This window comes from Bradyrhizobium sp. CCBAU 21365 (assembly GCF_015291305.1).
GTDB classification, from domain to species: Bacteria; Pseudomonadota; Alphaproteobacteria; order Rhizobiales; family Xanthobacteraceae; genus Bradyrhizobium; species Bradyrhizobium elkanii.
The window spans coordinates 6,883,458-6,905,031 of sequence record NZ_CP030036.1; the positions used below are offsets into that span (position 1 = coordinate 6,883,458).

The following is a 21,574-nucleotide window of genomic DNA, read 5'->3' on the forward strand; positions in this document are numbered from 1 at the left end:
GAATCTGATTTGGTCCTAAAAGGGAATCCTTAGAGTCCACACCACCTAGTGCGAAAGCAGGGACCCATACTTTGCGGCCGAAGTTGTGACGCGGACTCGTCGTTCCAACATCGCACAAGCAGCATCGGTGGTTATGGGTCCCTGCTTTCGCAGCGACGACACCAGGGTTTGCTGCACCGGCGCCCGCTACTCCTTCACCGGCACCCAGATCTCCAGCCCGCCATTGCCGGTGCTCGCGTCGAACTTCTCGTCGTAGCGCTCGAAGTTCGGCGCGTCCGCGACCTTCATGCCGGATTGCGGCAGCCAGCGATTCCAGATCGTGTTGACGGTGCGGCGGATGGTCGAGATGTGGTCGGCGTGGGTGAACACGACGTATTTCTGCTCGGGAATCCGGACGCGCGCGAACTCGCGCGGCAGGTCGGAGAAATCGGCGACCTCGACGCCGGCGATGTAGTCGAAATTGCCGGCATCGTCGCCGTTGCAGCAGACGCCATAGGCGATGTTGCCGACCTGACGGGGGATGTGCGCGCATTGCTGGTGGAAACTCTGCCACTGCTTCGGAATGCCGGCACCCCTGCCATTGTCGTGGTTGTAACGCTCGCCGATGCCGGCGACGAGGAACGCCTTTCCGGTGGCAATGCGCGGCGGATCGATGTGATCGAGAGCTGTCGAGATCATGGTGATCGGCTCCTGGAGATTGAGCGTCGTCAGGCACGTTGTCGCGCGCACCGTCTCGGGCGTGACGCCGAAATGGTCGCGAAACGCGCGGGTGAATGCTTCGTGGGAGCCGTAATCCGCATCCAGCGCGAGGCTGAGAATATCGGGCGCACCGGCCGCGAGTTGGCGCGCGGCTTCGCTGAGCCGGCGCGCCCGCACATAACGCATCACCGAGAACCCGGTCGCCTCCGCGAACGCCCGCACCAGATGGAAGCGCGAGACGCCCGCAACGGCGGCAATCTCGTCGAGCGTCAGCGGCGCGCCGAGATGGCTTTCGATGTACCAGAGCGCCTTCTGGGCTGGATTCATGGATCACGGCTTTCCTGCAAAGCTCGGCCATCATGCACGGCTGCCGCGCGCGGCATTTGACAGTCCTTGCTGCCCGGCGGCGAAACTGCGGTTCCGCTCCACGGAAATTTACCCGCAAAGCCGTCGCTGGCAACAATGTTGCAATCGTGCATACTCGCCGACGCATCGATCCGACGGCTCATCAAGCTGCCCGATAATCAAGACTGCAAGAGCCGCGGCCAGCATGTCAGGGAGGACAATGATGCACCACCAACGCTTGAGCTATGCCAACTGCGTCAAGTCCGCGGCGCTTGCGGGGCTTTTGACGATCGCCGTCGCAAGCGCAGCCAACGCGCAGAAGAAATACGATCCGGGCGCAACCGACACCGATATCAAGGTCGGCAACATCATGCCCTATTCCGGTCCGGCGTCCGCCTACGCCACGATCGGCAAGACCGAAGCCGCCTATTTCAACAAGCTCAACAGCGAAGGCGGCATCAACGGCCGCAAGGTCAACTTCATCTCCTACGACGACGCCTACTCGCCGCCGAAGATGGTCGAGCAGGCCCGCAAGCTGGTCGAGAGCGACGAGGTGCTCCTGATCTTCAATCCGCTGGGCACGCCGGGCAATACCGCGATCCAGAAATACATGAACGCCAAGAAGGTGCCGCAGCTGTTCGTCTCCACCGGCGCGGCCAAGTGGAACGATCCGAAGAACTTCCCGTGGACCATGGGCTGGCAGCCGAGCTACCAGGTCGAAGCGCGCATCTATGCCAAGTACATTCTGCAGAATTATCCGGGCAAGACCATCGGCGTGCTTTATCAGAACGACGATTTCGGCAAGGACTATCTGATCGGCCTCCACGACGGGCTCGGCGACCAGGCCAAGAAGCTGATTGTCGTCGAATCCTCCTACGAGACCTCGTCACCGACGGTGGATTCGCAGATCGTGCAGATCAAGGGCGCCAACCCAGACATCTTCGTCAACATTGCAACGCCGAAATTCGCGGCGCAGGCGATCAAGAAAGCCGCCGAGCTCGACTGGCATCCGGTGCAGTTCCTGACCAACGTCTCCGGCTCGATCGGCGGCGTGATGAAGCCGGCCGGCTATGAAGCGAGCCAGGGCGTGCTGTCCACGGCGTATCTCAAGGATCCCAAGGATACCGAGTGGAAGAACGATCCGGCGATGACCGAGTGGCGCGCCTTCATGACCAAGTGGTATCCCGAAGGCGACCTCGACGACGCCGCGACCGTATTCGGCTACGGTGTCGCCAAGGGGCTCGAGCAGGTGCTGCGGCAATGCGGCGACAATCTTACCCGCGAGAACCTGATGAAGCAGGCGGCCAGCCTCAACTTCGAGATCGGCATCTATCTGCCCGGCACCAAGATCAAGACCGGGCCGGACGACTATGCGCCGATCGAGCAGCTGCAGATGATGCGCTTCAAGGGCGAGAGCTGGGAGCGGTTCGGCCCTATCATGAGCGGCGAGAAGAGCAGTTGAGGGCTTTCCTCCACAACTTTGCGGTTCGTGATGCCCGGCCGCGCGCCGGGCATCCACGTCTTCGACATGATTCACGAGCAAGATTTGTCGCAAGCAAGACTCGTTACAAGCAAGATTTGCGATGGCCGGAACCCAGACCAGCCGAAGCGACGTCGTTCTTCAGGCTCAAGTGTCCGGCCACCACGAATTCCAGGCACATCCTGCGATCGGAAGGACAACAACAATGAAAATCACCGACGTCCGCGCCCACCATATCCGCATTCCCTATGACGCCGGGCCCGCGAGCTTCCGCCAGGGAGCCTCCGCGATCTCGGCGCTCGACATGGTGCTGGTCGAGGTTTCGACCGATGCCGGCCTCACCGGCTGGGGCGACGCCTTCGCTTATGTCTGCCCGAAGACGAGTTGCACGGCGGTGGCCGAGATGATCGCGCCGCAGGCCCGCGGCCTCGAGGTGCCTGACGCCGCCAGCATCCCCGCCGCGATGGAGCAGATCCAGCGCAACCTGCATCTGTTCGGCCGCTACGGCATCACGATGTTTGCGATCTCGGCGCTCGACATCGCGCTGTGGGATCTCGCCGGCAAGGTGAAGGGCGTACCGCTGCATCAACTGATCGGCGGCGCGAAGCGGAGCACGATCCCGGCCTATGCGAGCCTGATGCGGATCGGCAATCCGGCGCATATCGCCGCCGAATGCAAGAAGGCGATCAAGCTGGGCTATTCCGCGATCAAGCTGCACGAGACCACCGTGCCTGCGGTGGCCGCCGCGCGCGAGGCGATCGGCCCCGGCGTGCCGCTGATGGTCGACATGAACTGCCCGCTGGACGGACCCGCGGCGATCCAGTTCGCGCGCGACTGCAAGCAGGCCGCGCCGCTGTTCCTGGAGGAGCCGGTCTGGCCGCCGGAGGATTTTGCGACACTCGCCGAGGTGCGCAGAGAAGGCCGGCTTGATATCGCGGCCGGCGAGAACGCCTGCACCGTGCATCAATTCCGCCAGATGATGACCGCGGGCGCGGTCAGTCACGCGCAGCCCTCGGTGATCAAGGTCGGCGGCATCACCGAATTCCTGAGGGTTGCCGTCCTCGCCGACGAGTTCGGCGTCCAGGTGATTCCGCACTCGCCCTATTTCGGGCCGGGCTTCCTCGCCACGCTGCATCTGATGGCGATCCGCGACGCGGGGCTGATCGAGGTGTTCTTCATGAAGCGTCCCGCCTGCCTGTGGGGCGACCGCATCGACGTCGACGCCAACGGCCATGTCGCCGTGCCGCAAGGCCCCGGCCTCGGCTACGAGCCGGATCGCGACGTGATGGAGCAGTATCGGGTGGCGTGAGTCGAGCCGCGCCGCGAAGGCAGTGCATCCCCTCTCCCGCTTGCGTTGGGCAATCGCATCTGGGAGCTTGAGGCGATCGATGTTCGCGCAAACTTGTCATGCCCGGGCTTGTCCCGGGCATGACGGTGCGGAAAAATCATAGGCGATTGCCCTGCCCCGCAAGCGGGAGAGGCGAGACAATTCGCAGATCGACCTTTGCTACTTCGTCCCGTCCTTCGCGGCGGGCGCGGCATCCTTCGCCGGCGGCGCGTCGGCCTTCTTCTTCATATCCTCGGTCAGCTTGACCTGCTCGGCCCGCAGATCGGTGACGAGCTTCTGCAAGCTCGCGATCTGTCGGTTGGCGGCGTCGAGCTTCTGCTGATGATCCGATGTGAGCTTGTTGATCGTCTTCTGCAGGAAATCGACATTGCTCTGCAGACAGCTCGTGCGCCGCTCCATGGTTTTCTCGACTGTGCAGATCTCGATGCCGGGAACGTCCTGCGCATGCGCGGTTGCGGCGACGCCGAGTGCAAGCGGCGCCAGCAAGACGAGAACAAAACGAGCGGTCATCGGCGTCTCCAGGCAAGTGCGTCATTCACAGTTTTGTGCTCGCGACGCTGAAAGCAAGGCAGACATACCACACTGAAACCGCATTCGAGCGGTGTGCTTCACCCATTACGGGGACTACTCGTGGGGACGGGGGCCTTCGGAACTTGTTTGGTTCGATCCCTTTTGGCTCGACCTTGGGCAGTGGAGACAGATCGCATGGCAACGCGCGAAAAACGGTTGGCGCAATTCGATGGCAATGGCGAACCTGCGCCGGAACAGCGCGTGGAAGTGCTTTGTGAGGATCATAGCGGAACGTATCAGCTGCCGTTCGCCTGCCGCTTCGTCAACGGCCAGTGGCGCAATGACACCACCGGCGGCGCGCTGGAAGCCAACGTCATCGCCTGGCGGATGCCGCGCGAGAAGCAGGCGGGCATCGCCTGAGGCCGGCATCGGCGCGCGCTGTTTCAAAACGCGACGCGCGCGCGCCGTGTCTTAAGATTTGGAACGCGGGTGGAACGAACCGCGTCCGAATCATTGATCGAGCAGCGTACTGCGTTGTTCACGGCTAGATGTGGTCATCAGCCCGAGGCTGCGCACCACATACAGAAGCATGACGATCGGCCGCAGCCAGCGGCCGATAACAAAGGTTAACTCCTCCGCAGACGACATCGCGATCCCTCCTCTCTGTCCCCCTGACGATCATTTCCAAGGCGTGATCGGCGGCACCGTTTCGGTCGCCGGAGGCACATCCACGGTCTTGAAATCGGCGGGGCTGACGATCTCGAGGTATTCCATGTCCTTCGAGTAATCGAACAGGTAGTGGGTGATGCCGGGACGCTGATGGATGACGTCGCCGGCCTCGACCAGCGTCTCCTTGTCCTCGTACATGAAGCGCGCCCAGCCCTTGGTCATGATGACGATCTGAAAATCGCACAGATGCTTGTGCCAGCCGGTGCCCTGCTCCGGCGGCATGTCGGGATTGGCCTTGACCAGATGGCAGATCACCTGCCCGCTGGTGGCATCGGCGATGCCAAGATCGCGATACAGGAAGAAGTCGCGCAGACCTCCGCCCTTGAACTCGGTGTCACCGGGTTTGACGTGGGAGAATTTGCTGACGACGGCGTGCTGGTTCATTTCAAGCCTCCACGGTTCTCGTGTTCGCGAGATCGCGGCGCGGCTCAGCGTCCAAATTTTCGGCAGCGTCGCATCGTCGCGGTCACAGCTCGGTCATTGCCATGCGAAATCCTTGCCAGCCGGGTTGGGCTGCGGCGAACCGTCTCGCCATGCGCTGATATCGCCGCGGAAGCAATTGGAGCGAGGCGCGAATTTGCGCCTCAGTGGCTGTCGCGCGCGTCCGTCGCGCATGGCCGGAGCCCGGTGCCGACGGCACGTCCATTGAGCAAGGCTTGCCTCGTGCTTGAGCCGCCGATGCAGGCAGGCCGGGCCGGGCGCTGCCTAATATTCGACCTCGAGCTCCTCGACGTCGGCTGGCTCCGCCTTCGCGGCCTCGATCCATTCCTGCATCTCGGGCATCGTCATGATGGTGCTGGCATACACCGCAAGCGCAGGCTCGAGCTTGACGTCATAGGTCATGAATCGGGTCACGACCGGCGCATACATCGCGTCCGCCATGGTGCGGCGTTCGCCGAACAGGAACGGACCGCCCGACGTGCCGAGGCAATCGCGCCAGATGGTGCAGACGCGATCGATGTCGGCCTGCGCCCGCGACCAGATCTTGAAGCCGGGGAAATGGCCCTTGAGATTGACCGGCAGCGACGACCGCAGCGTGGTGAAGCCGGAATGGATTTCGCCCGAGATCGAACGGCAATGCGCGCGCCGGATCCGGTCTTCCGGCAACAACCCGGCATGCGGCATGAGCTCGTTGAGATACTCGCCGATCGCCAGCGTGTCCCAGACCGTCGCACCGTCGTGGCGCAGGCACGGCACCAGGATCGAGGACGACAGCAGCAGTAGCTCGGCGCGGGCGGACGGGTCGTCGGGCGCGGTGACCACCTCCTCGAACTCGAGCCCGGCGAACTTGGCCAGCAGCCAGCCGCGCAGCGACCAGGAGGAGTAATTCTTGCTGCTGATGGTGAGTGTCGCTTTCGCCATATCGGTCCCTCACGCCTGAACGCGTCCTCAGCTCCCGGACATCGCGCGCCGGTTCAGCCGCCGCGCACCCGGCGCCATCGGTTTTTGCAGCAAGCCACGTGCCAATTTGCCGGGCGGCCAGCCCCGCCTCTGGCGTCGATATTGCATGGCAAGCCCGGCCACGGGTGGATGCGTATGATGTCAATGCTGTACCAGGCCTATCAGAACCATATGGACCTCACGGCGCCGTGGCGGACCGGCGCCGCCGCGGCATTGCGTTATCTCAATCTGGTGCCGCGCGGCGCGTCGGACCGGACGTTCGGTCGGCTCGCGGCCGCGCTCGAGCTGATCTCGCGCTCCAGCCTGAGCTATGCCCGCCCCGACTACGGCATCGGCAGCGTGACCGTCGGCAACAGGGAATTGGAGGTGACCGAGGAGGTCGCCTATGCCACGCCGTTCGGCTCGCTGCTGCATTTCAGGAAGGTGGACGGCCCGGAGCAGCCGCGGCTGTTGCTGGTGGCGCCGATGTCCGGGCATTTTGCCACGCTGCTGCGCGGCACCGTGAAGACGCTGCTGCAGGACCACGACGTCTACATCACCGATTGGCACAATCCGCGCGACATCCCGCGCAAGGAGGGCCGGTTCGGGCTCGAGGACTACACCGACCATCTGATCGACTTCCTCGGCCAGCTCGGCCCGCGCGCGCATATGGTGGCGATCTGCCAGCCTTCGGTGTCGGCGCTGGCGGCCGCCGCGATCATGTCGGAAGACAATCATCCGGCGCGGCCGGCCTCGCTGACCTTGATGGCCGGGCCGATCGACACCAGGATCCAGCCGACCAAGGTGAACGAATTCGCCAAGAGCAAGCCGATCAAATGGTTCGAGGACAATCTGATCAACTACGTGCCGATGCAGTGCAAGGGCGCGTTGCGTCAGGTCTATCCCGGCTTCGTGCAGCTCACGGCGTTCGTGTCTATGAACCTGGAGCGGCACATCAAGCAGCATATCGATCTCGCCGACCATCTCGCCAAGGGCGAGACCGCCAAGGCCGAGGTGATCAAGACCTTCTACGACGAATATTTCGCGGTCATGGACCTGCCGGCGGAGTTTTACATCGAGACGGTGCGCGATGTGTTCCAGGAACATCTGTTGCCACAGGGCATGCTGATGCATCGCGGCCGCCCGGTGAACCCGGCGGCAATCCGGCGCATGGGGTTGATGACGGTGGAAGGCGAGAAGGACGACATCTGCTCGATCGGCCAGACGCTCGCCGCGCAAGACCTCTGCACCGGGGTCCGCACCTATCGCAAGGTGCATCACATGCAGGCCGGCGTCGGCCATTACGGCGTGTTTTCCGGCAAGCGCTGGAACAACGAGATCTACCCGCTGCTGCGCGATTTCGTGCATGTGAATTCGTGAGAGATTCCCCGTAGCCCGGATGAAGCGAAGCGCAATCCGGGAAGGTGTTTCCACGGAGAAGCCGGTCCCGGATTTCGCTCCGCTTCATCCGGGCTACGAAGTCTCGCCTTCCGACACTGCTCCATCTGCATCGTTGCGCACCTCGCAAAGACGCTGCGGCTAGCCACGCATCCCCTCAAGCAGTAGTCTCCCCGGCCACGACGACCCGCTTCCGAAGAATCGTCCAGGGAGAAACTCCATGCGAGCCGCCACCGCCTTCCGTGCCCTCACGCTCGCCGTCATCGGCGCCCTCGCCTTCACCTCAGCCGTATCCGCCGCCGAAGTCCATGTCATGATCTCGGGCGGGCTGACGGCGGCCTACAAGGTGCTCGTGCCGGAGTTCGAGCGCAAGACCGGGCACAAGGTGGTGACCGCCTTCGGGCCGTCGATGGGCACGACGACCAATGCCATTCCGGTACGGCTGGAGCGCGGCGAGCCGGCCGACGTGCTGATCATGGTCGGCTATGCGCTCGGCGATCTCATCAAGCAGGGCAAGGTGGTGGCTGATAGCCGCGTCGACCTCGTGAAGTCGCCGATCGGGATCGCGGTGAAATCCGGCGCGGCGAAGCCGGACATCGGCTCGGCCGCCAGCGTCAAGCAGGCGCTGCTGGCGGCGAAATCGATCGCCTATTCCGACAGCGCCAGCGGCGTCTACGTCTCGACCGAGATGTTCGCAAAGCTCGGCATCGCCGATCAGATGAAGGACAAGGCGCGGATGATCCCGGCGACCCCGGTCGGCGAGATCGTGGCCAAGGGCGAGGCCGAGATCGGCCTGCAGCAGATCTCCGAGCTGAAGCCGGTGTCCGGCATCGACATCGTCGGCCCATTGCCGGAGCCGTTGCAGAAGATCACGGTGTTTTCCGCCGGGATCGCGACGGCTTCTAAGGAGCGTGAGGCCGGCAAGGCGCTGATCAGCTTCCTCGCCTCATCAGATGCGCGCGACGCGCTGGTCAGGAGCGGGCTCGATCCGATCGCCGCCGGCGCGACGCATTAGCGAGGCATCGCCAACTCTATCTCCGTCATCCTGAGGAGCGCGTAGCGCGTCTCGAAGGATGCACGGCCCGGCTGGTGGTCGTCGCCCCTTCGAGACGCGCGCAAGAGCGCGCTCCTCAGGGTGACGGGCACAGGCCGGCGGATTTGGTTTTCCCTACCGCAAATGATGCGCGCCGTAGGCGAGCAGCAGTACCACGACCAGCGCCAGCAGCAGCGTGGTCGACTTCCAGAACAGCACCGGGTTGCGCTCGATCAGCGGGGTCGATGACGTCGTCAGATATTTCGCGTTGGGATTGCGCAGGTCGAACAAGAACTCCGAAAAGCTCTCGTAGCGCTTGAGCGGGTTGGCGTGCACGGCCCGCTCCAGCGCGCCGTCGACCCAGGTCGGGACGTCGCGGCCGCCATGCGCGGCCGGTCGGTAGACCAGCCGGTTGAAATCGGATCGCGTCCGTGCGCGCGCGATCTGCGCGCCATAGGGCAAGCGTCCCGTCAGCATCTGGTAGGTAACGACGCCGAGCGAGAACAGATCGGAGCGCGCGGTGCCGCCCTCGCCCAAAAAATACTCCGGTGCGGTGTATTGCTGGGTGCCCAGAATATCCTCGACGCCCGCCGGCACCGCCTCGGCGACACCCGAGATCCGCGTCGAGCCGAAATCGATGATCTTCACCGTGCCGGTCCTGTCGATCATGATGTTGTCGGGCCTGACGTCCTGATGCAGCATCTCCTTGCGGTGGAAGGCGCGCAGCCCTTTTGCAATTTGCTCGGTGATGTCGCGCACCGTCTCCAGCGCCGGTGCGGGATTGTCCGTGATCCACTGCGTCAGGGTCTGACCGTCGATATATTCCATCGTGACGTAGAGGAAGTTGCGCTTGCGCTGCGGCAGAAACGGCTTCAGCACATGCGGGCTGTCGATCCGCCGAGCGACCCACTCTTCCATCACAAAGCGCTTCAGATAGGCCGGATCGTCGCGCAGGTCGATCGAGGGGATCTTGATCGCGACCGTGGTGGCGCTGTCCTCGTCGACAGCGAGATAGATGTGGCTGCGGTGCGACGCGTGCAGCTCGCGCACGATGCGATAGCCGTCGAACAGCATCCGCGCCTCGAGCAGCGGCGGCAGCGGCAGTTCAGCCGGCTGGCCGAACACCTCGCTGGCATCGGCGTCGGGCAATTCGTCGATCCGGACGATCTGCACGGTGAGATTGTCCGGGCTGCCGTTCTCATAGGCCTGCTCGACGATCGACTTCGCGGCAACATCGAGATCGGCGGCGCCGTCTTTGATCGCCTCCGCCAGCTGCCGCGCCGGGACATGCTCGTAGATCCCGTCGGTCACCAGCAGGAAGACGTCGCCGCGCTCGAGCGGGAGAGCCTGGTAGTCGATCTCGAGCTGCGGGTTCACGCCGAGCGCGCGGCCGAGATAGCTCTGCTGCGAGGAGATCACGACGCGGTGGTCGTTGGTCAGTTGTTCGAGGCTGTTGCCGGCGACGCGGTAGATTCTCGAGTCGCCGACATGGAACAGATGCGCCGTGTTCGACCGGACGACCAGGGCGCTCAGCGTGCAGACGTAACCCTTGTCCTTGTCGTAGGGATTCTGGCTGCGCCTTGTCTGCGCGTGCAGCCAGGAATTGGTCGCCTCCAGCACGCGCTGCGCCGAGCTCTTCACCGACCAGGATTCCGAGGTGCAGTAATAGTCGGTCAGGAAGCTCTTGACCGCGGACTCGGCGGCAATGCGGCCGACGCTGCTCGAGGAGATGCCGTCGGCGAGCACCACGGCGATCCCCTTCAGGCCGAGCAGCGGCTCCTCGGGGATCAAGGCGCCGTGGAAATCCTGATTGGCGTCCTTGCGGCCCTGATCAGAGAATTGCCCGACCGATATTTTCAGCGCGCGCGGCATCGACCGTCCCAAAGCGAATGGGGCCCTCCGCGACAGGAGAGCCCAACCAAAGCGCGATGAGATTATGTTGAATCGTCATCGCGCTTTGGCTTCTTGTCTGAGCATGATCTCCGCGCAAACGCTGCGCGTTTGTCGCGAGGGAAAACCGCTTCACACTTTTCCGGATCATGCTCCAGCCGGCCAGGATCAAGCCGCGAGGCGCTGGCGCTTCGGCGCCGTCTTCACATGCGTGGTGTAGAGCGTGAGCCCGGTGAAGGCGAGGCCGCCGGCGAGGTTGCCCAGCACGGTCGGGATCTCGTTCCAGATCAGGTAGTCCATGATCGAAAACTTCGCATGCAGCATCAGTCCGGACGGGAACAGGAACATGTTCACCACCGAATGCTCGAATACCATGTAGAAGAACACCAGGATCGGCATCCACATCGCGATCACCTTGCCGGGCACCGTGGTGGAGATCATGGCGCCGACGACGCCGGTCGAGACCATCCAGTTGCAGAGCATGCCGCGGATGAACAGCGTGGCCATGCCCGCCGCGCCATGCGCCGCGTAGCCCAGCGTCCGCCCCTCACCGATGTTGCCGATGGTCATGCCGACCTTGTCGGGCTCCTGCGTGAAGCCGAACGTCGTCACGAACGCCATCATGAACGCCACCGTGAGCGCGCCGGCGAAATTGCCGATGAAGACGAGAGCCCAGTTGCGCAGGACGCCGCCAAGCGTGACGCCGGGGCGCTTGTCGAGCAGCGCGAGCGGCGAGAGCACGAACACGCCGGTCAATAGATCGAAGCCCAGCAGATAGAGCATGACGAAGCCGACCGGAAACAACAATGCTCCGACAAGCGGCTGACCTGTATTGACGTTGATCGTCACGGCGAACCAGGCGGCCAGTGCGAGGATCGCGCCCGCCATATAGGCGCGGATCACGGTGTCTCGGGTCGACATGAAGATCTTGGATTCGCCGGCATCCACCATCTTGGTGACGAATTCGGACGGAGCGAGATAGGCCATTCGTAAAATCCCCTTGCGCAATTCGGCCGCGCCGGTTGCCTGCCGGAAGCGACGCGGGTTGGTTGAAATGCTCGTCCGGGGAAATGGGGCTGCAACGATTGCACGAGACGCCCGGGCCGGGCGCCTTGATCCCCTCGCCTCGGCCAGCACTGGCCTCGGCAATCCGGAGAACGGCAGTCGTCATTGACTGGTGCAATCACAAGCAATGCATATGCCAAGCGGAGACGCTGGCGTCAGGCCTGAAATTCATTTTAATACAATGAGTTAGGCAGACAACGCAGGAACCGGCCGGCACGATGGCGCGGAATTATGCAGCATGCCCAGTTGTCGCCCAGAGGATGCGCATCTCTCCATCCCCGTCATCCCCGCGCAAAGGCCTCGCCTTTGCGCGGGGGTGACGGGGAAAGAGTCGATAAGCACCGCTAGGTCACTTCACCTCGGTGCGGACCGGCGAGCCCTTCAGCCCGTTGTTGTCATAGGCCTTGCGCAACGTGCCGTTGGCGATCGCCTCGGTCATGAACCCGGTGGCAAAGGCCGCGGCGAGCGGATGGTTGAGCGGCACCGCGACCGCGGTGACGGTCTGCTTGAAGGTCTCGTCCAGCACGTGCGTGCCCGGGATCTTCTTCGCCATCGCATTGAGCTGATCGCGCGACAATGCGAAGGCGTCGATCTCGCCGCTCTTCAGCAGATTGAAGATCTCGTCATAGGTCTGATAGCCCGTGACCTTGGCGTGCTTGAGATGGGCGATCGCGCCGCGCATCGTGGTGGTGGCATTGACGGCGGCGACCTTGACGCCGTCCTGGTCGAGTGTGGCGAAATTCGTGATCGTCGAGCCGGGCTTGACGATATAGGTGGCGTCGGCAACCTCATAGATCGGCCCGAACGTCATCTTGGTCTCGCGCTCGGGATCCTTGGGCAGGAAGGTGATGTCCCAGGTGCTCTTCGCCGCCGCGTCGGTGATCTGGCCGGAATTCTGATGCACGACATATTCGACGGGGATGCCGAGTTGCGCCGCCATCTCGCGGCCGAGATCGACGGGAACGCCCGCATAGCCGTTCTCGGTCTTGCTCGACCAGAACGCGCCGCCGGCCGGGCTGATCGCGATCGCGACCCGGAGCTTTCCGGTCGGCGCGATCTGATCCTTCAAGGCGTCGGCATCCGCTGATGTGGCCATGACAATCACTCCCAGAACGAGGCCAGCCAGACGCAGCAGTCGAGACGACATCAGACGTCCTCCACGCCGAATCTCGCTGTCCGGCAGGCGCGCAACAAACCGCACGGCGCGGCCTTGTGCAAGCGCCGGTTCTCGCAAGGGAGCTATCCGTATCGGCCTATCTGACCCGGATGGTGATTTTTTCGGAGACGACCGGCGGGCTGAATGGATAGTGCTTGGCGTCGCCCAGCACCAACTGCAGGGTGTGCTTGCCGGGCGCCAGATCGAGCTGCGTTTCGGTCTGGCCCGCACCGAAGTGCAGATGAGACTTGTCCGACGGAATCGGCTCATTCGGGTTCAACGGCTCATTGACGTCGATCAGAAGATGGTGATGGCCGCTGTTCGGGTAGTCGTCGCCGGCATGGGTGACGCCCATGTTGCGCAACCCAAAGCGGCACCAGAACGGGCTCTTGAGCTTGGCGCCGTCACGCGGCCAGATGAAATACAGCTTGGTGTCCTTGCCGGCCGGCTTGTTCTGCGCGACGGCCGGGGCGGCGAACAGCGTCAGTGCCGCAGCGAGCATGATCAAGCCTGCAGTTTTCATAGCCCCTCCATGAAGCCCGGCGATCAGGGATGACCGCTCAGGGAGACAGCGCGACCCGGAAACCGTGGGTCGGATAACGAACATTGGTGTCGTAATTATCGCGATTGGCCGGACGCACATAGCGTGCGTCATTCTTCCACGAGCCGGAGCGGATGACATGCGAGGCGCAGTCGCCGGCGGACCAGACCGCACCGTCGGTCGGCGCGCCCTGGTAATTCCTGTGCCAGCAATCCTCGACCCACTGATCGACCCCGCCGCCCATGTCGTAGAGGCCGAACGGATTCGGCTTGTAGCTGCCGACCTTGACCGGCTGCTCGGCCGCACTGTCGCCGCCGCAATCCTTGCACCCGGCGTGGCCCGATTGCATCTGGTCGCCCCACCAGTACTTCGATTGCGTCCCGCCCCGCGCCGCATATTCCCACTCGGCTTCGCTCGGAAGCCGGTAGGGCTTCTTGGTGCGCTCGGCGAGCCAGGTCACATATTGCTTCGCATCGCTCCAGCTCACATTGGTGACCGGAACGTCGTCCTTGCCGCTGGCCGTGAAGCCACAGGCTTTGGCCGCCGCGCAGGCATTCCATTCGCGGATCGTCACCGGATATTTGCCCATGGCAAACGGCTTGACCGTCACGCGGCGGATCGGCCGCTCGGAAGGATCGTCATTGCTTCCCATCGAGAAGCTGCCAGCTTGAAGCAAGACCAGTTCGGGTTCCGGCAGGTCCGGGGTCGGGCTCGCGGAGGGCGCGGGTTGAGGCGACGCTTGCTGCGTCGGCGCCGCCGGGGTCGGACTTGCGGTTTGCGTCGGAGCCGGGCTTGGTGCCGGCGGCTGGACGGCAGGCGATGCCGTCGGTGACGGAGGCGCCTGTACCACGTCGGCCGGCTTGCCGCGCGGTTGGGCGAGCAGATACCACAGCACGCCACCCGCGATGATCGCGATCGCCAATCCGAGCAGCGTGAGCAGAATGGACTCGCGGCGCCTGCGTGTCCTCTGATACGCGGCGGCGTCCGGCAGCACGCGATAAACCCGGACCGGATCGGTGATATTCTTGACCTTGCGGTCGCCGAGCGATTCGTATCCGCAGACCATCTTGTGCTTGATCTGCTCGTAGATGCCGCCGGAGATGAAGACTTCACCCGGCGCTGCGATCCCTTCCAGGCGCGAAGCCACGTTGACGCCGTCGCCATAGATATCATCGGCCTCGATGATGACGTCGCCGAGGTTGACGCCGATCCGGTACTCGATCCAGCGATCTCTCGCGATCGCCGCGTTGCGGCCGATCATGTTCTGCTGAATCACGATGCTGCACCGGACGGCTTCGACCGGACTGTCGAATATCGCGATAAAACCATCGCCGGTGGTCTTGACCAGCTTGCCATGGTGCTCGGCAATGGTGGGCTCGATCAGATCGCGCTCGGCCCGCTTGACGCGGGTATGCGTACCCTCTTCATCGAGTTGCATCAGCCGGCTGTAGCCGGCGATATCGCCGACAACGATCGCCGCCAGGCGCCGCGGCATCGAAGTGCCGGGCGGCTGTGTATTGTCGGACTGTGACCGGCCTGACTTGAAGTCGCGAATTTCGCCCATGGCGCTCTGGCTGCTCCACAATCACGTGTTCGCGGCGCAATCGGCGCCTTCGTCCCCGAGGCCCGTTTGAACTTACCACACCTTCGGGTTGGAACAAAGTTGGCGAACCGTGACCAGGTCACGGTTTGCCGGCGGTGCCCGAGCGGCGCACCGCAGGTCGGCGCACGCATTGCCTCAACGGCAGATGGCGCAAAACGCCCCGTGTCAGCCCGCCTGCGTGGCCGGGGTGCGGATCTCGCGCGGCAGGATGATCGCGGCCGCGATCGCCAGCAGGCAGAGTGCCGCGAACGCGCGCAGCATCATCGAGAAGCCGCCCTGGTCGTACAGCCAGGCCACCAGGCCGACGGAAGCGCCGGCCGCGGTGAAGCCGACGAAATAGCGCACCGCATAGGCGCGCGAGCGCCATTCCTCGGTGGTGTACTTGCCGACCATGGCATCGTTCACCGTGACCTGGCCGAACGCGCCCATCACGATGCCGATCGAGACCACGATCAGCGGCAGGTTGGACAGGCTCGCCGCCAGATAAAGGAACGGCGCCAGCAGGAACGACAGCGGCAGCGCCACCGTCTTCAGCGAATATCTGTCGAGCAGCTTGCCGATGGTGTACTGCGTCATCGCGCCGAACACATAGACCCCGGCCGCGATCACGCCGAGCAGCGCCGGGCTCCTGGTCAGATCGGCGAGCCGTTCGGCGAACAGCTTCGGCAGCGCCACCGTCACCGCGTTGAAGGTGGTGGAGATCGCGATCACCACGATCAGCAGCGACAGCACCACCCGCCACATGTCCTCCTTGGCGACCCGCACCTGGGCTGCGGCCTGCCTGGAGCCCTTGCGGTCCTCATGCACCACCGTCATCGCAAAGACGATGCCGATCAGCACGGTGACCGTGCCGGGCACGATGAACGCCCAGCGCCAGCCGAGATACTGGCCAATCACGCCGGTGACCAGCGCCGACGAGGCGACGCCGAGATTGCCCCAGACGCCGTTGATCCCCATCTGGGCGCCGAGCTTCTCGGCATAGGACACGATCATCGCGGTGCCGACCGGATGATAGATCGAGGCGAAGATGCCGATCGCCAGCAGCGCGGCGCCGAGCTGCAGCGGCGTCTGCACGAAGCCGACCGAGATCATCGACAGGCCGATGCCGACGAAGAAGATCACCATCATGTGGCGGCGGCTCCAGCGGTCGCCGAGCCAGCCCGTGACCAGCGAGCCGGCGCCGAAGGCGATGAAGCCCGGGGTCGCATAGGGCAGCAGTTCCGAATAGGCCATGCCGAGCGCCGGGCCCATGATGATGACGGCGGCGGCGAAAATCAGCATCGCGTAGTGATCGATGAAATGGGCCGCGTTGACGAAGGTGATCACCCGGCTGGGACTGTTGCTTGGACCGTTCATCGGCACGTCTCTCACGCGATTCTTCAATTGCTCGAAAATAGGTTATAGGTGCTTGTCCTGACGGGATGTCGCCAATGACTATCGCTGAGCCGCCAATAAGAGCCCTCCACCAGGACCGGCGCGTCACCGGGGACGGCGTGCATCTGGTGGCGCGCAGCTACCGCAAGGGCGTCCGGCTCGACCCGCACATGCACCGCGAGGCACAGCTGGTCTATGCCGCCAGCGGCACCATGCAGGTGACGACGCCGAAGGGGCGCTGGCTGGTGCCGCCGGACCGCGCGGTGTGGGTCCCTGCCCTGCTCCCGCACGCGATCGACGTGCTCGCCGACATCGAGATGCGCACGCTGTATTTCGACCAGGCCTGGCTTGCGCGCGAAAAGCGCAGCGACAGCCTCGACCACGAATTCGTGGTGCGGGTGTCACCGCTGGTGCACCAGGCGATCCTGGCACTGTTCGACGCCTCATGCGGACGCGAGCGCACCGCTCTGTTGATCCGCCTCGTGATGCTGGAGCTGCACCAGGCCGAGGATTCCGCGACCTTCATCCCGCTGCCGCAGGAGCCGCGCTGCCGGCGCGCCGCCGACATCGTGCTGGCCGATCCGACGAAGGACCACGACATCGATGCGCTGGCGCGCACGGTCGGCACCTCGGCGCGGACGCTGTCGCGGCTGTTCTCGGCGGAGACGCAGCTCTCGTTCAAGAGCTGGTGCCAGCGCGCCCGCATCGCGGCCGCCATCGAACGCCTGTCGAGCACCGCGAACGTTTCGGTCAAGCAAGTCGCCTCCGACCTCGGCTATGCCAGCGTGCCGGCATTTTCCCACGCATTCCGCCAGGTTACCGGCAAGACACCGACCGCGTTCGCGGAGAAAACGTGAACGGGATTCGCCATCGGGCGCAGCGACGACGAATTATACCGCTGTCGCGCTGCGACATATTTCCGTACGATCCATGCGCTTGATTGCAGTGCTCCCGACCTTAAATCCCGTGTAAGGTCCGGCTTCACTGGATACGACCTGCTGGATACGACCTGCTCATGGCCAATGCCTTCTTCTCCGATCTGCTCTCGACGATTTCCGAACGTGGCCGCGTCCTGCTCGGCCGCGCGAGCCCGGCCAACGACAAGCAGGATGCTTCCGAACTGCTGGAATTGTGCGAGGCGCTACTGTCCGGCCGGGGCGAAGCCTCCGGCACCGCGATGGCGCGCGAAGTGCTCGACCGCTACCACCACCTCGATGCCGCCGGCCGCCTGTCGTTCTTCCAGACGCTGGCCCGCGATTTCGGCCCCGATCACGCCAAGCTGGCGCAGGCGATCGAAAGCTGGCGCACCAAGGCCAATGGCGACGACGCCAGCGACCTGCATTTCGCCTCCGAGCCGCGCCGCCAGGAATTGATCCGCCGGCTCAATCGCGCGCCGGGCGGCACCGGCGAGCTGGTGTCGATCCGCTCGGATCTGCTTTCACTGATGAAGGGCAACAAGGACCTTGCCGCGCTTGATCGCGACGTGGTGCATCTGCTCTCGTCCTGGTTCAACAGGGGATTCCTCGTGCTGCGCAGGATAGACTGGTCGTCTCCGGCCAATATTCTGGAGAAGATCATCCGTTATGAGGCCGTGCACGAGATCCGCGATTGGGACGATCTGCGCCGCCGCATCGATCCGATCGATCGCCGCTGCTACGCCTTCTTCCATCCGGCGCTGGCCGACGAGCCGCTGATCTTCGTCGAGGTCGCACTGACCGAAACCATCCCGGGCGCAATCGCGCCGCTGCTTGCGGAAGAGCGCGAGCCGGTCCCGGTCGAGCGCGCCCGCACTGCGGTGTTCTATTCGATCTCCAATACCCAGCGCGGCCTTGGCGGCATCTCCTTCGGCAGCTTCCTGATCAAGCAGGTGGTCGAGGAGCTGCGCCGCGAATTGCCGAAGCTCGACAACTTCGTGACGTTGTCGCCGGTGCCGGGCTTCATGCAGTGGGTCAAGCAGGCCGACGACGTGCCGCTCACCGATGAGGACCGCCAGCTGCTGGAAAGCCTCGGCAAGCCCGACTGGTTCGAGAACGCCGAGCTCGCCACCCAGCTGCGCGCCGTGCTGGAGCCGCTTGCCGCCTACTATTTCCTGAAGGCGCGCACGCCGAAGGGACGACTGATCGACTCGGTCGCGCGCTTCCATCTCGGCAACGGCGCACGGCTGGAGCGGATCAACTGGCTCGGCGACCTCTCGCCCAAGGGCCTGCGCGAATCCGCAGGCATCATGGTCAACTACCTCTATCGCCTCGACGACATCGAGAAGAACCACGAAGCCTACGCCAACAACGGCGAGGTGATCGCCTCGAGCGCGGTGAAGAAGCTGTTGAAGGGCGAAGGCCGGCGGCTGCTGGACATGCGGTTGGGGTAGGCAAGCCGAACTCCATCCCCGTCATTGCGAGCGCACCTCTCTATCGTTGTCATGGCCGGGCTTGTCCCGGCCATCCACGTCTTTCTTGTAGGCCGCGGCAAAGACGTGGATGCCCGGGACAAGCCCGGGCATGACGGTGAAAGCTAGAACCTCGCCCTTGCCATCAGCCGCACCGTGCGCCCCTGTCCCGGCGAGATGTTGTTGTTGCCGTCGGCCGACGCCCAATAGCCCTTGTCGAAGATGTTCTCGACGTTGAGTTGGGCGCTCCAGGTCTCGTCGATCTTGGCGTAGACCGCGGCATCGAAGCGCACGAAGCCCGGCAGCCGCACCGTGTCGTCGGACGAGGCGAAGGAATCGCCGAAATAGATCACGCCGAGCGCGGCCGCCCACATCGGCGTGAACTGATACTTGTTCCACCAGGCAAACTGATTGTACGGCACCAGCTGGACGCGGTTGCCGGGCACGACGGTCGTCGAGGTCGCACCGGTGATCTTCGCGACGGTGTAAGCATAGGCCAGCGACGACTGCCATTGCTCGGTGACATAGCCGGTCAGGCTTGCCTCGACGCCTCGCGTGAGCGTGCTGCCGGAGGGGAAGAAGAAGCCGGGATTGTTGCCGTCGGCGATCGGCTGGTTGGTGCGGTTCAGATTGTAGACCGCGGTCGAGAACAGCAGCTTCGGATTGATGTTCCACTTCATGCCGAGCTCGACATTCTCGAAGCGCTGCGGCTGCAGGATCAGGGTGCCGTCGTTCAGCGCGCTGAACTGGTCGCCCGAGGCCGGCAGGAAGGAGATGCTGTAGGCGGTGTAGACCGACATCGAATTGATCGGCTTGATGATCAGGGCGCCCTGCGGCGACACCAGATTGTCGACGCGATTGCGATTGATGTTGGTGTTCATGTCGGTGGCCGACATGTCGTAGCGATCGAACCGCGCGCCGGCGATGATCTGCACGGCGCGCGAAATCTCGATGGTGTCCCTGAGATAGCCGGACTGGATGTTCAGCGCGTAGCGGCTGTTCGAATCGGGCGTGGTGACGCCGTCGCTGTTGGTGCCGGTGAAATGGTGAAGAAACGTCACCGGTCCGAAATAGGTCGGCGCGAACGGGTTCTGCACGATGGTGTTGGTGCCGTTCGGGAACACGCCGGTGTTGCGGATGTCGACGCCGGTCTGCCGGCCGAACTCGGTGCCGAAGCCGACCGTGTGGAACAGCGGCCCGGTCCAGGTCTTGTAGGTGAAATCGGTCTGGTTGAAAACATTGTCGCGGTTCGTCGTGTGCTGATAGGCGCCGAGATTGACCGCGGTGTCGGCTGGATTGACCGCGCCCGCGAGCGGGCCGCCGGTCGGATAGACGTTCTGATAGAACTTCTGGTAGTCGGCGGCGATGGTGCCGTTGCGCACCGTCAGCCCGTTCTCGAAATCGTGCTCGATGATGGCCATGCCGGTCTGCACCGTCGCCTGCGCGGTGTTCAGGCTGGGGCTGCCGAAGAAGGTCGACAAGTCGCCGTTCGGCGCGAACGGCGTCGTCGGGTTGAAACGGGTCGCGCCACCCGGCAGCCCCTGCGAGGGATTGCCGCGATCGGCGGTGCGCTCGTCGTGGAAATATTCGTAGCTCAGTTTGATTTTGGTGTTGTCGTCGGGCTTCAGCGTCACCGTTGGATTGATGCCGTAGCGCTCCAGGTGATTGAAATTGCGGAAGGCATCGGCGCCTTCGTAGAACACGTTGAGCCTTGCTGCGACGTTGTCGTTGATCGCCTGTCCGGCATCGAGGCTGACGCGGCGATCGCCCCACGAGCCGGCCTGCGCCGTCGCCTCGTAGACACGGTTGCCGTCGGCCTCCTTCAGCGTGCGGTTGAGCAGGCCGCCGCCGGCGCCGCGGCCGAAGGTCAGCGCGCTCGGCCCCCTCAGCACCTCGATGCTCTGGGCGTTGTACGTGTCGCGGAAATACTGCACGTCGTCACGAAAGCCGTTGACGAAGAAGTTGGCGCTGGAATCGACGCCGCGGATCACGAGCTCGTCGCGATTGCCCTCGCCCTGGTGCACGGCAACGCCGGGGACATAGCGGGTGACGTCGGTGAGGCCCTGGTAGTTCTGGTCGCGGATCTGCGCCCGTGTGATCACGTTGAGCGATTGCGGGATGTTGACGATGGCGGTGTTGGTCCTGGTCGCAACTGACGTACTGTTGGTGAAATAGCCTGAAGTGCCCGTGCGCGCGTCCTGCGATTGCGCGAAGGGTTTTGCCGCTGCCGCGGGCGCGATCCGCCGTGCCGTCTGGGTGCGGCGGCCTCGTGCCGCGGCGGTGTTGCGCGACGTTGATGGCGCGCTGCGGCGACGTTGCGTGGCCGGCGGCGTGACGGTCACCGGCGGCAGCGACGAGGCGCCGGCCTGCGCCGACTGCGCCTGTGCGGCAGATGTTGCGAGCGGAACGCCCAGCGCGAGATAGCTCGCCGTGAGCAGCGACAGCTTCGCAAGCAAGGCAATGCGACGATGGGCTTGTGTTCTTGATGTCATGACGTCGTCCCCAAGCAACTCTCGCCTTCGCTGAAGGCGATGCGCCGTCCTCTAGTGAGGTGAGGCGCTGTGCGTCCAGACGACGGGCGCGAGAAAATTTTTGCGTGACGACGGAATAAAATCGCGACGAATGGACGCGGATATA

19 protein-coding genes are annotated in these 21,574 nt (G+C 63.9%); 7 read left to right on the top strand and 12 right to left on the bottom strand.

Translation table 11 applies throughout. From position 1 onward, the window contains the following. Positions 1-186: 186 nt before the first annotated feature. Complete coding sequence (locus XI02_RS32470; RefSeq protein WP_172647380.1) at positions 187-1,026, bottom strand: AraC family transcriptional regulator; 840 nt, start codon at positions 1,024-1,026, stop codon at positions 187-189. A gap of 238 nt (positions 1,027-1,264) precedes the next feature. Here XI02_RS32470 and XI02_RS32475 point away from each other — a divergent pair, with 238 nt between their 5' ends. Together XI02_RS32475 and XI02_RS32480 are read left to right on the top strand one after the other, a co-directional pair. After that, positions 1,265-2,506 carry an ABC transporter substrate-binding protein gene (locus XI02_RS32475; RefSeq protein ID WP_172647379.1) on the top strand — a complete coding sequence of 414 codons (1,242 nt, stop codon included), beginning with the start codon at positions 1,265-1,267 and terminating at the stop codon, positions 2,504-2,506. Positions 2,507-2,729: 223 nt separating this feature from the next. Then, positions 2,730-3,833 carry a mandelate racemase/muconate lactonizing enzyme family protein gene (locus XI02_RS32480; RefSeq protein WP_172647378.1) on the top strand — a complete coding sequence of 368 codons (1,104 nt, stop codon included), beginning with the start codon at positions 2,730-2,732 and terminating at the stop codon, positions 3,831-3,833. 198 nt (positions 3,834-4,031) lie between these two features. Here the strand turns inward: XI02_RS32480 and XI02_RS32485 are convergent, their stop codons facing one another. Further along, positions 4,032-4,382, bottom strand: a complete 351-nt coding sequence (locus XI02_RS32485; RefSeq protein WP_172647377.1) for a hypothetical protein — start codon at positions 4,380-4,382, stop codon at positions 4,032-4,034. Between the two features lie 195 nt (positions 4,383-4,577). Here XI02_RS32485 and XI02_RS32490 point away from each other — a divergent pair, with 195 nt between their 5' ends. Further along, positions 4,578-4,802: a hypothetical protein gene (locus tag XI02_RS32490; protein ID WP_016848366.1), complete on the top strand. Its 225-nt coding sequence runs from the start codon at positions 4,578-4,580 to the stop codon at positions 4,800-4,802. Positions 4,803-4,892: 90 nt separating this feature from the next. On the opposite strand, the gene XI02_RS32495 is transcribed toward XI02_RS32490, so the two are convergent. From XI02_RS32495 to XI02_RS32505, 3 genes are all read right to left on the bottom strand, one after another. Then, complete coding sequence (locus XI02_RS32495; protein ID WP_016848367.1) at positions 4,893-5,030, bottom strand: hypothetical protein; 138 nt, start codon at positions 5,028-5,030, stop codon at positions 4,893-4,895. Positions 5,031-5,060: 30 nt separating this feature from the next. Then, complete coding sequence (locus XI02_RS32500; protein WP_016848368.1) at positions 5,061-5,495, bottom strand: cupin domain-containing protein; 435 nt, start codon at positions 5,493-5,495, stop codon at positions 5,061-5,063. A 321-nt stretch (positions 5,496-5,816) separates the two neighbouring features. Beyond that, the gene (locus XI02_RS32505; protein WP_016848369.1) at positions 5,817-6,473 is read right to left on the bottom strand and encodes a glutathione S-transferase; all 657 of its coding nucleotides are present in this window, start codon (positions 6,471-6,473) and stop codon (positions 5,817-5,819) included. Positions 6,474-6,647: 174 nt separating this feature from the next. Between XI02_RS32505 and XI02_RS32510 the strand changes: the two genes are divergently transcribed. Then, positions 6,648-7,871, top strand: a complete 1,224-nt coding sequence (locus XI02_RS32510; RefSeq protein WP_172647376.1) for a polyhydroxyalkanoate depolymerase — start codon at positions 6,648-6,650, stop codon at positions 7,869-7,871. A 238-nt stretch (positions 7,872-8,109) separates the two neighbouring features. Further along, on the top strand, positions 8,110-8,904 hold the full coding sequence (locus XI02_RS32515; protein WP_172647375.1) for an extracellular solute-binding protein: 795 nt from the start codon (positions 8,110-8,112) through the stop codon (positions 8,902-8,904). Positions 8,905-9,057: 153 nt separating this feature from the next. Here the strand turns inward: XI02_RS32515 and XI02_RS32520 are convergent, their stop codons facing one another. From XI02_RS32520 to XI02_RS32545, 6 genes are all read right to left on the bottom strand, one after another. Beyond that, positions 9,058-10,794 carry a bifunctional protein-serine/threonine kinase/phosphatase gene (locus tag XI02_RS32520; RefSeq protein ID WP_172647374.1) on the bottom strand — a complete coding sequence of 579 codons (1,737 nt, stop codon included), beginning with the start codon at positions 10,792-10,794 and terminating at the stop codon, positions 9,058-9,060. 186 nt (positions 10,795-10,980) lie between these two features. Then, complete coding sequence (locus tag XI02_RS32525) at positions 10,981-11,799, bottom strand: formate/nitrite transporter family protein (protein WP_016848373.1); 819 nt, start codon at positions 11,797-11,799, stop codon at positions 10,981-10,983. A gap of 427 nt (positions 11,800-12,226) precedes the next feature. After that, positions 12,227-12,973, bottom strand: a complete 747-nt coding sequence (locus XI02_RS32530; protein WP_244981060.1) for a transporter substrate-binding domain-containing protein — start codon at positions 12,971-12,973, stop codon at positions 12,227-12,229. Between the two features lie 157 nt (positions 12,974-13,130). Beyond that, positions 13,131-13,556 (bottom strand): DUF4399 domain-containing protein, encoded by a 426-nt coding sequence (locus XI02_RS32535; RefSeq protein ID WP_016848375.1) that lies wholly within the window; start codon positions 13,554-13,556, stop codon positions 13,131-13,133. A 37-nt stretch (positions 13,557-13,593) separates the two neighbouring features. After that, a complete protein-coding gene (locus tag XI02_RS32540; protein ID WP_172647372.1) occupies positions 13,594-15,138 on the bottom strand; it encodes an SUMF1/EgtB/PvdO family nonheme iron enzyme in 1,545 nt (514 codons plus the stop codon). A 204-nt stretch (positions 15,139-15,342) separates the two neighbouring features. After that, entirely contained in the window at positions 15,343-16,533 is a 1,191-nt protein-coding gene (locus XI02_RS32545) for an MFS transporter (RefSeq protein WP_018273066.1), read from the bottom strand. 74 nt (positions 16,534-16,607) lie between these two features. Between XI02_RS32545 and XI02_RS32550 the strand changes: the two genes are divergently transcribed. Together XI02_RS32550 and XI02_RS32555 are read left to right on the top strand one after the other, a co-directional pair. After that, on the top strand, positions 16,608-17,408 hold the full coding sequence (locus XI02_RS32550) for a helix-turn-helix domain-containing protein (RefSeq protein ID WP_028342411.1): 801 nt from the start codon (positions 16,608-16,610) through the stop codon (positions 17,406-17,408). 158 nt (positions 17,409-17,566) lie between these two features. After that, complete coding sequence (locus XI02_RS32555) at positions 17,567-18,919, top strand: malonyl-CoA decarboxylase (protein ID WP_172647371.1); 1,353 nt, start codon at positions 17,567-17,569, stop codon at positions 18,917-18,919. A 143-nt stretch (positions 18,920-19,062) separates the two neighbouring features. On the opposite strand, the gene XI02_RS32560 is transcribed toward XI02_RS32555, so the two are convergent. Further along, entirely contained in the window at positions 19,063-21,429 is a 2,367-nt protein-coding gene (locus XI02_RS32560; protein ID WP_244981059.1) for a TonB-dependent siderophore receptor, read from the bottom strand. Between the last annotated feature and the right edge of the window lie 145 nt (positions 21,430-21,574).

Bases quoted from the DNA above. Each gene is read 5' to 3' on its own strand.
- XI02_RS32510 (WP_172647376.1), top strand. From the start codon at position 6,648: ATGATGTCAATGCTGTACCAGGCCTATCAGAACCATATGGACCTCACG.
- XI02_RS32495 (WP_016848367.1), bottom strand. From the start codon at position 5,030: ATGTCGTCTGCGGAGGAGTTAACCTTTGTTATCGGCCGCTGGCTGCGG.
- XI02_RS32500 (WP_016848368.1), bottom strand. From the start codon at position 5,495: ATGAACCAGCACGCCGTCGTCAGCAAATTCTCCCACGTCAAACCCGGT.
- XI02_RS32470 (WP_172647380.1), bottom strand. From the start codon at position 1,026: ATGAATCCAGCCCAGAAGGCGCTCTGGTACATCGAAAGCCATCTCGGC.
- XI02_RS32490 (WP_016848366.1), top strand. From the start codon at position 4,578: ATGGCAACGCGCGAAAAACGGTTGGCGCAATTCGATGGCAATGGCGAA.
- XI02_RS32505 (WP_016848369.1), bottom strand. From the start codon at position 6,473: ATGGCGAAAGCGACACTCACCATCAGCAGCAAGAATTACTCCTCCTGG.
- XI02_RS32520 (WP_172647374.1), bottom strand. From the start codon at position 10,794: ATGCCGCGCGCGCTGAAAATATCGGTCGGGCAATTCTCTGATCAGGGC.
- XI02_RS32560 (WP_244981059.1), bottom strand. From the start codon at position 21,429: ATGACATCAAGAACACAAGCCCATCGTCGCATTGCCTTGCTTGCGAAG.
- XI02_RS32515 (WP_172647375.1), top strand. From the start codon at position 8,110: ATGCGAGCCGCCACCGCCTTCCGTGCCCTCACGCTCGCCGTCATCGGC.
- XI02_RS32525 (WP_016848373.1), bottom strand. From the start codon at position 11,799: ATGGCCTATCTCGCTCCGTCCGAATTCGTCACCAAGATGGTGGATGCC.
- XI02_RS32550 (WP_028342411.1), top strand. From the start codon at position 16,608: ATGACTATCGCTGAGCCGCCAATAAGAGCCCTCCACCAGGACCGGCGC.
- XI02_RS32535 (WP_016848375.1), bottom strand. From the start codon at position 13,556: ATGAAAACTGCAGGCTTGATCATGCTCGCTGCGGCACTGACGCTGTTC.
- XI02_RS32555 (WP_172647371.1), top strand. From the start codon at position 17,567: ATGGCCAATGCCTTCTTCTCCGATCTGCTCTCGACGATTTCCGAACGT.
- XI02_RS32485 (WP_172647377.1), bottom strand. From the start codon at position 4,382: ATGACCGCTCGTTTTGTTCTCGTCTTGCTGGCGCCGCTTGCACTCGGC.
- XI02_RS32530 (WP_244981060.1), bottom strand. From the start codon at position 12,973: ATGGCCACATCAGCGGATGCCGACGCCTTGAAGGATCAGATCGCGCCG.
- XI02_RS32475 (WP_172647379.1), top strand. From the start codon at position 1,265: ATGATGCACCACCAACGCTTGAGCTATGCCAACTGCGTCAAGTCCGCG.
- XI02_RS32480 (WP_172647378.1), top strand. From the start codon at position 2,730: ATGAAAATCACCGACGTCCGCGCCCACCATATCCGCATTCCCTATGAC.
- XI02_RS32540 (WP_172647372.1), bottom strand. From the start codon at position 15,138: ATGGGCGAAATTCGCGACTTCAAGTCAGGCCGGTCACAGTCCGACAAT.
- XI02_RS32545 (WP_018273066.1), bottom strand. From the start codon at position 16,533: ATGAACGGTCCAAGCAACAGTCCCAGCCGGGTGATCACCTTCGTCAAC.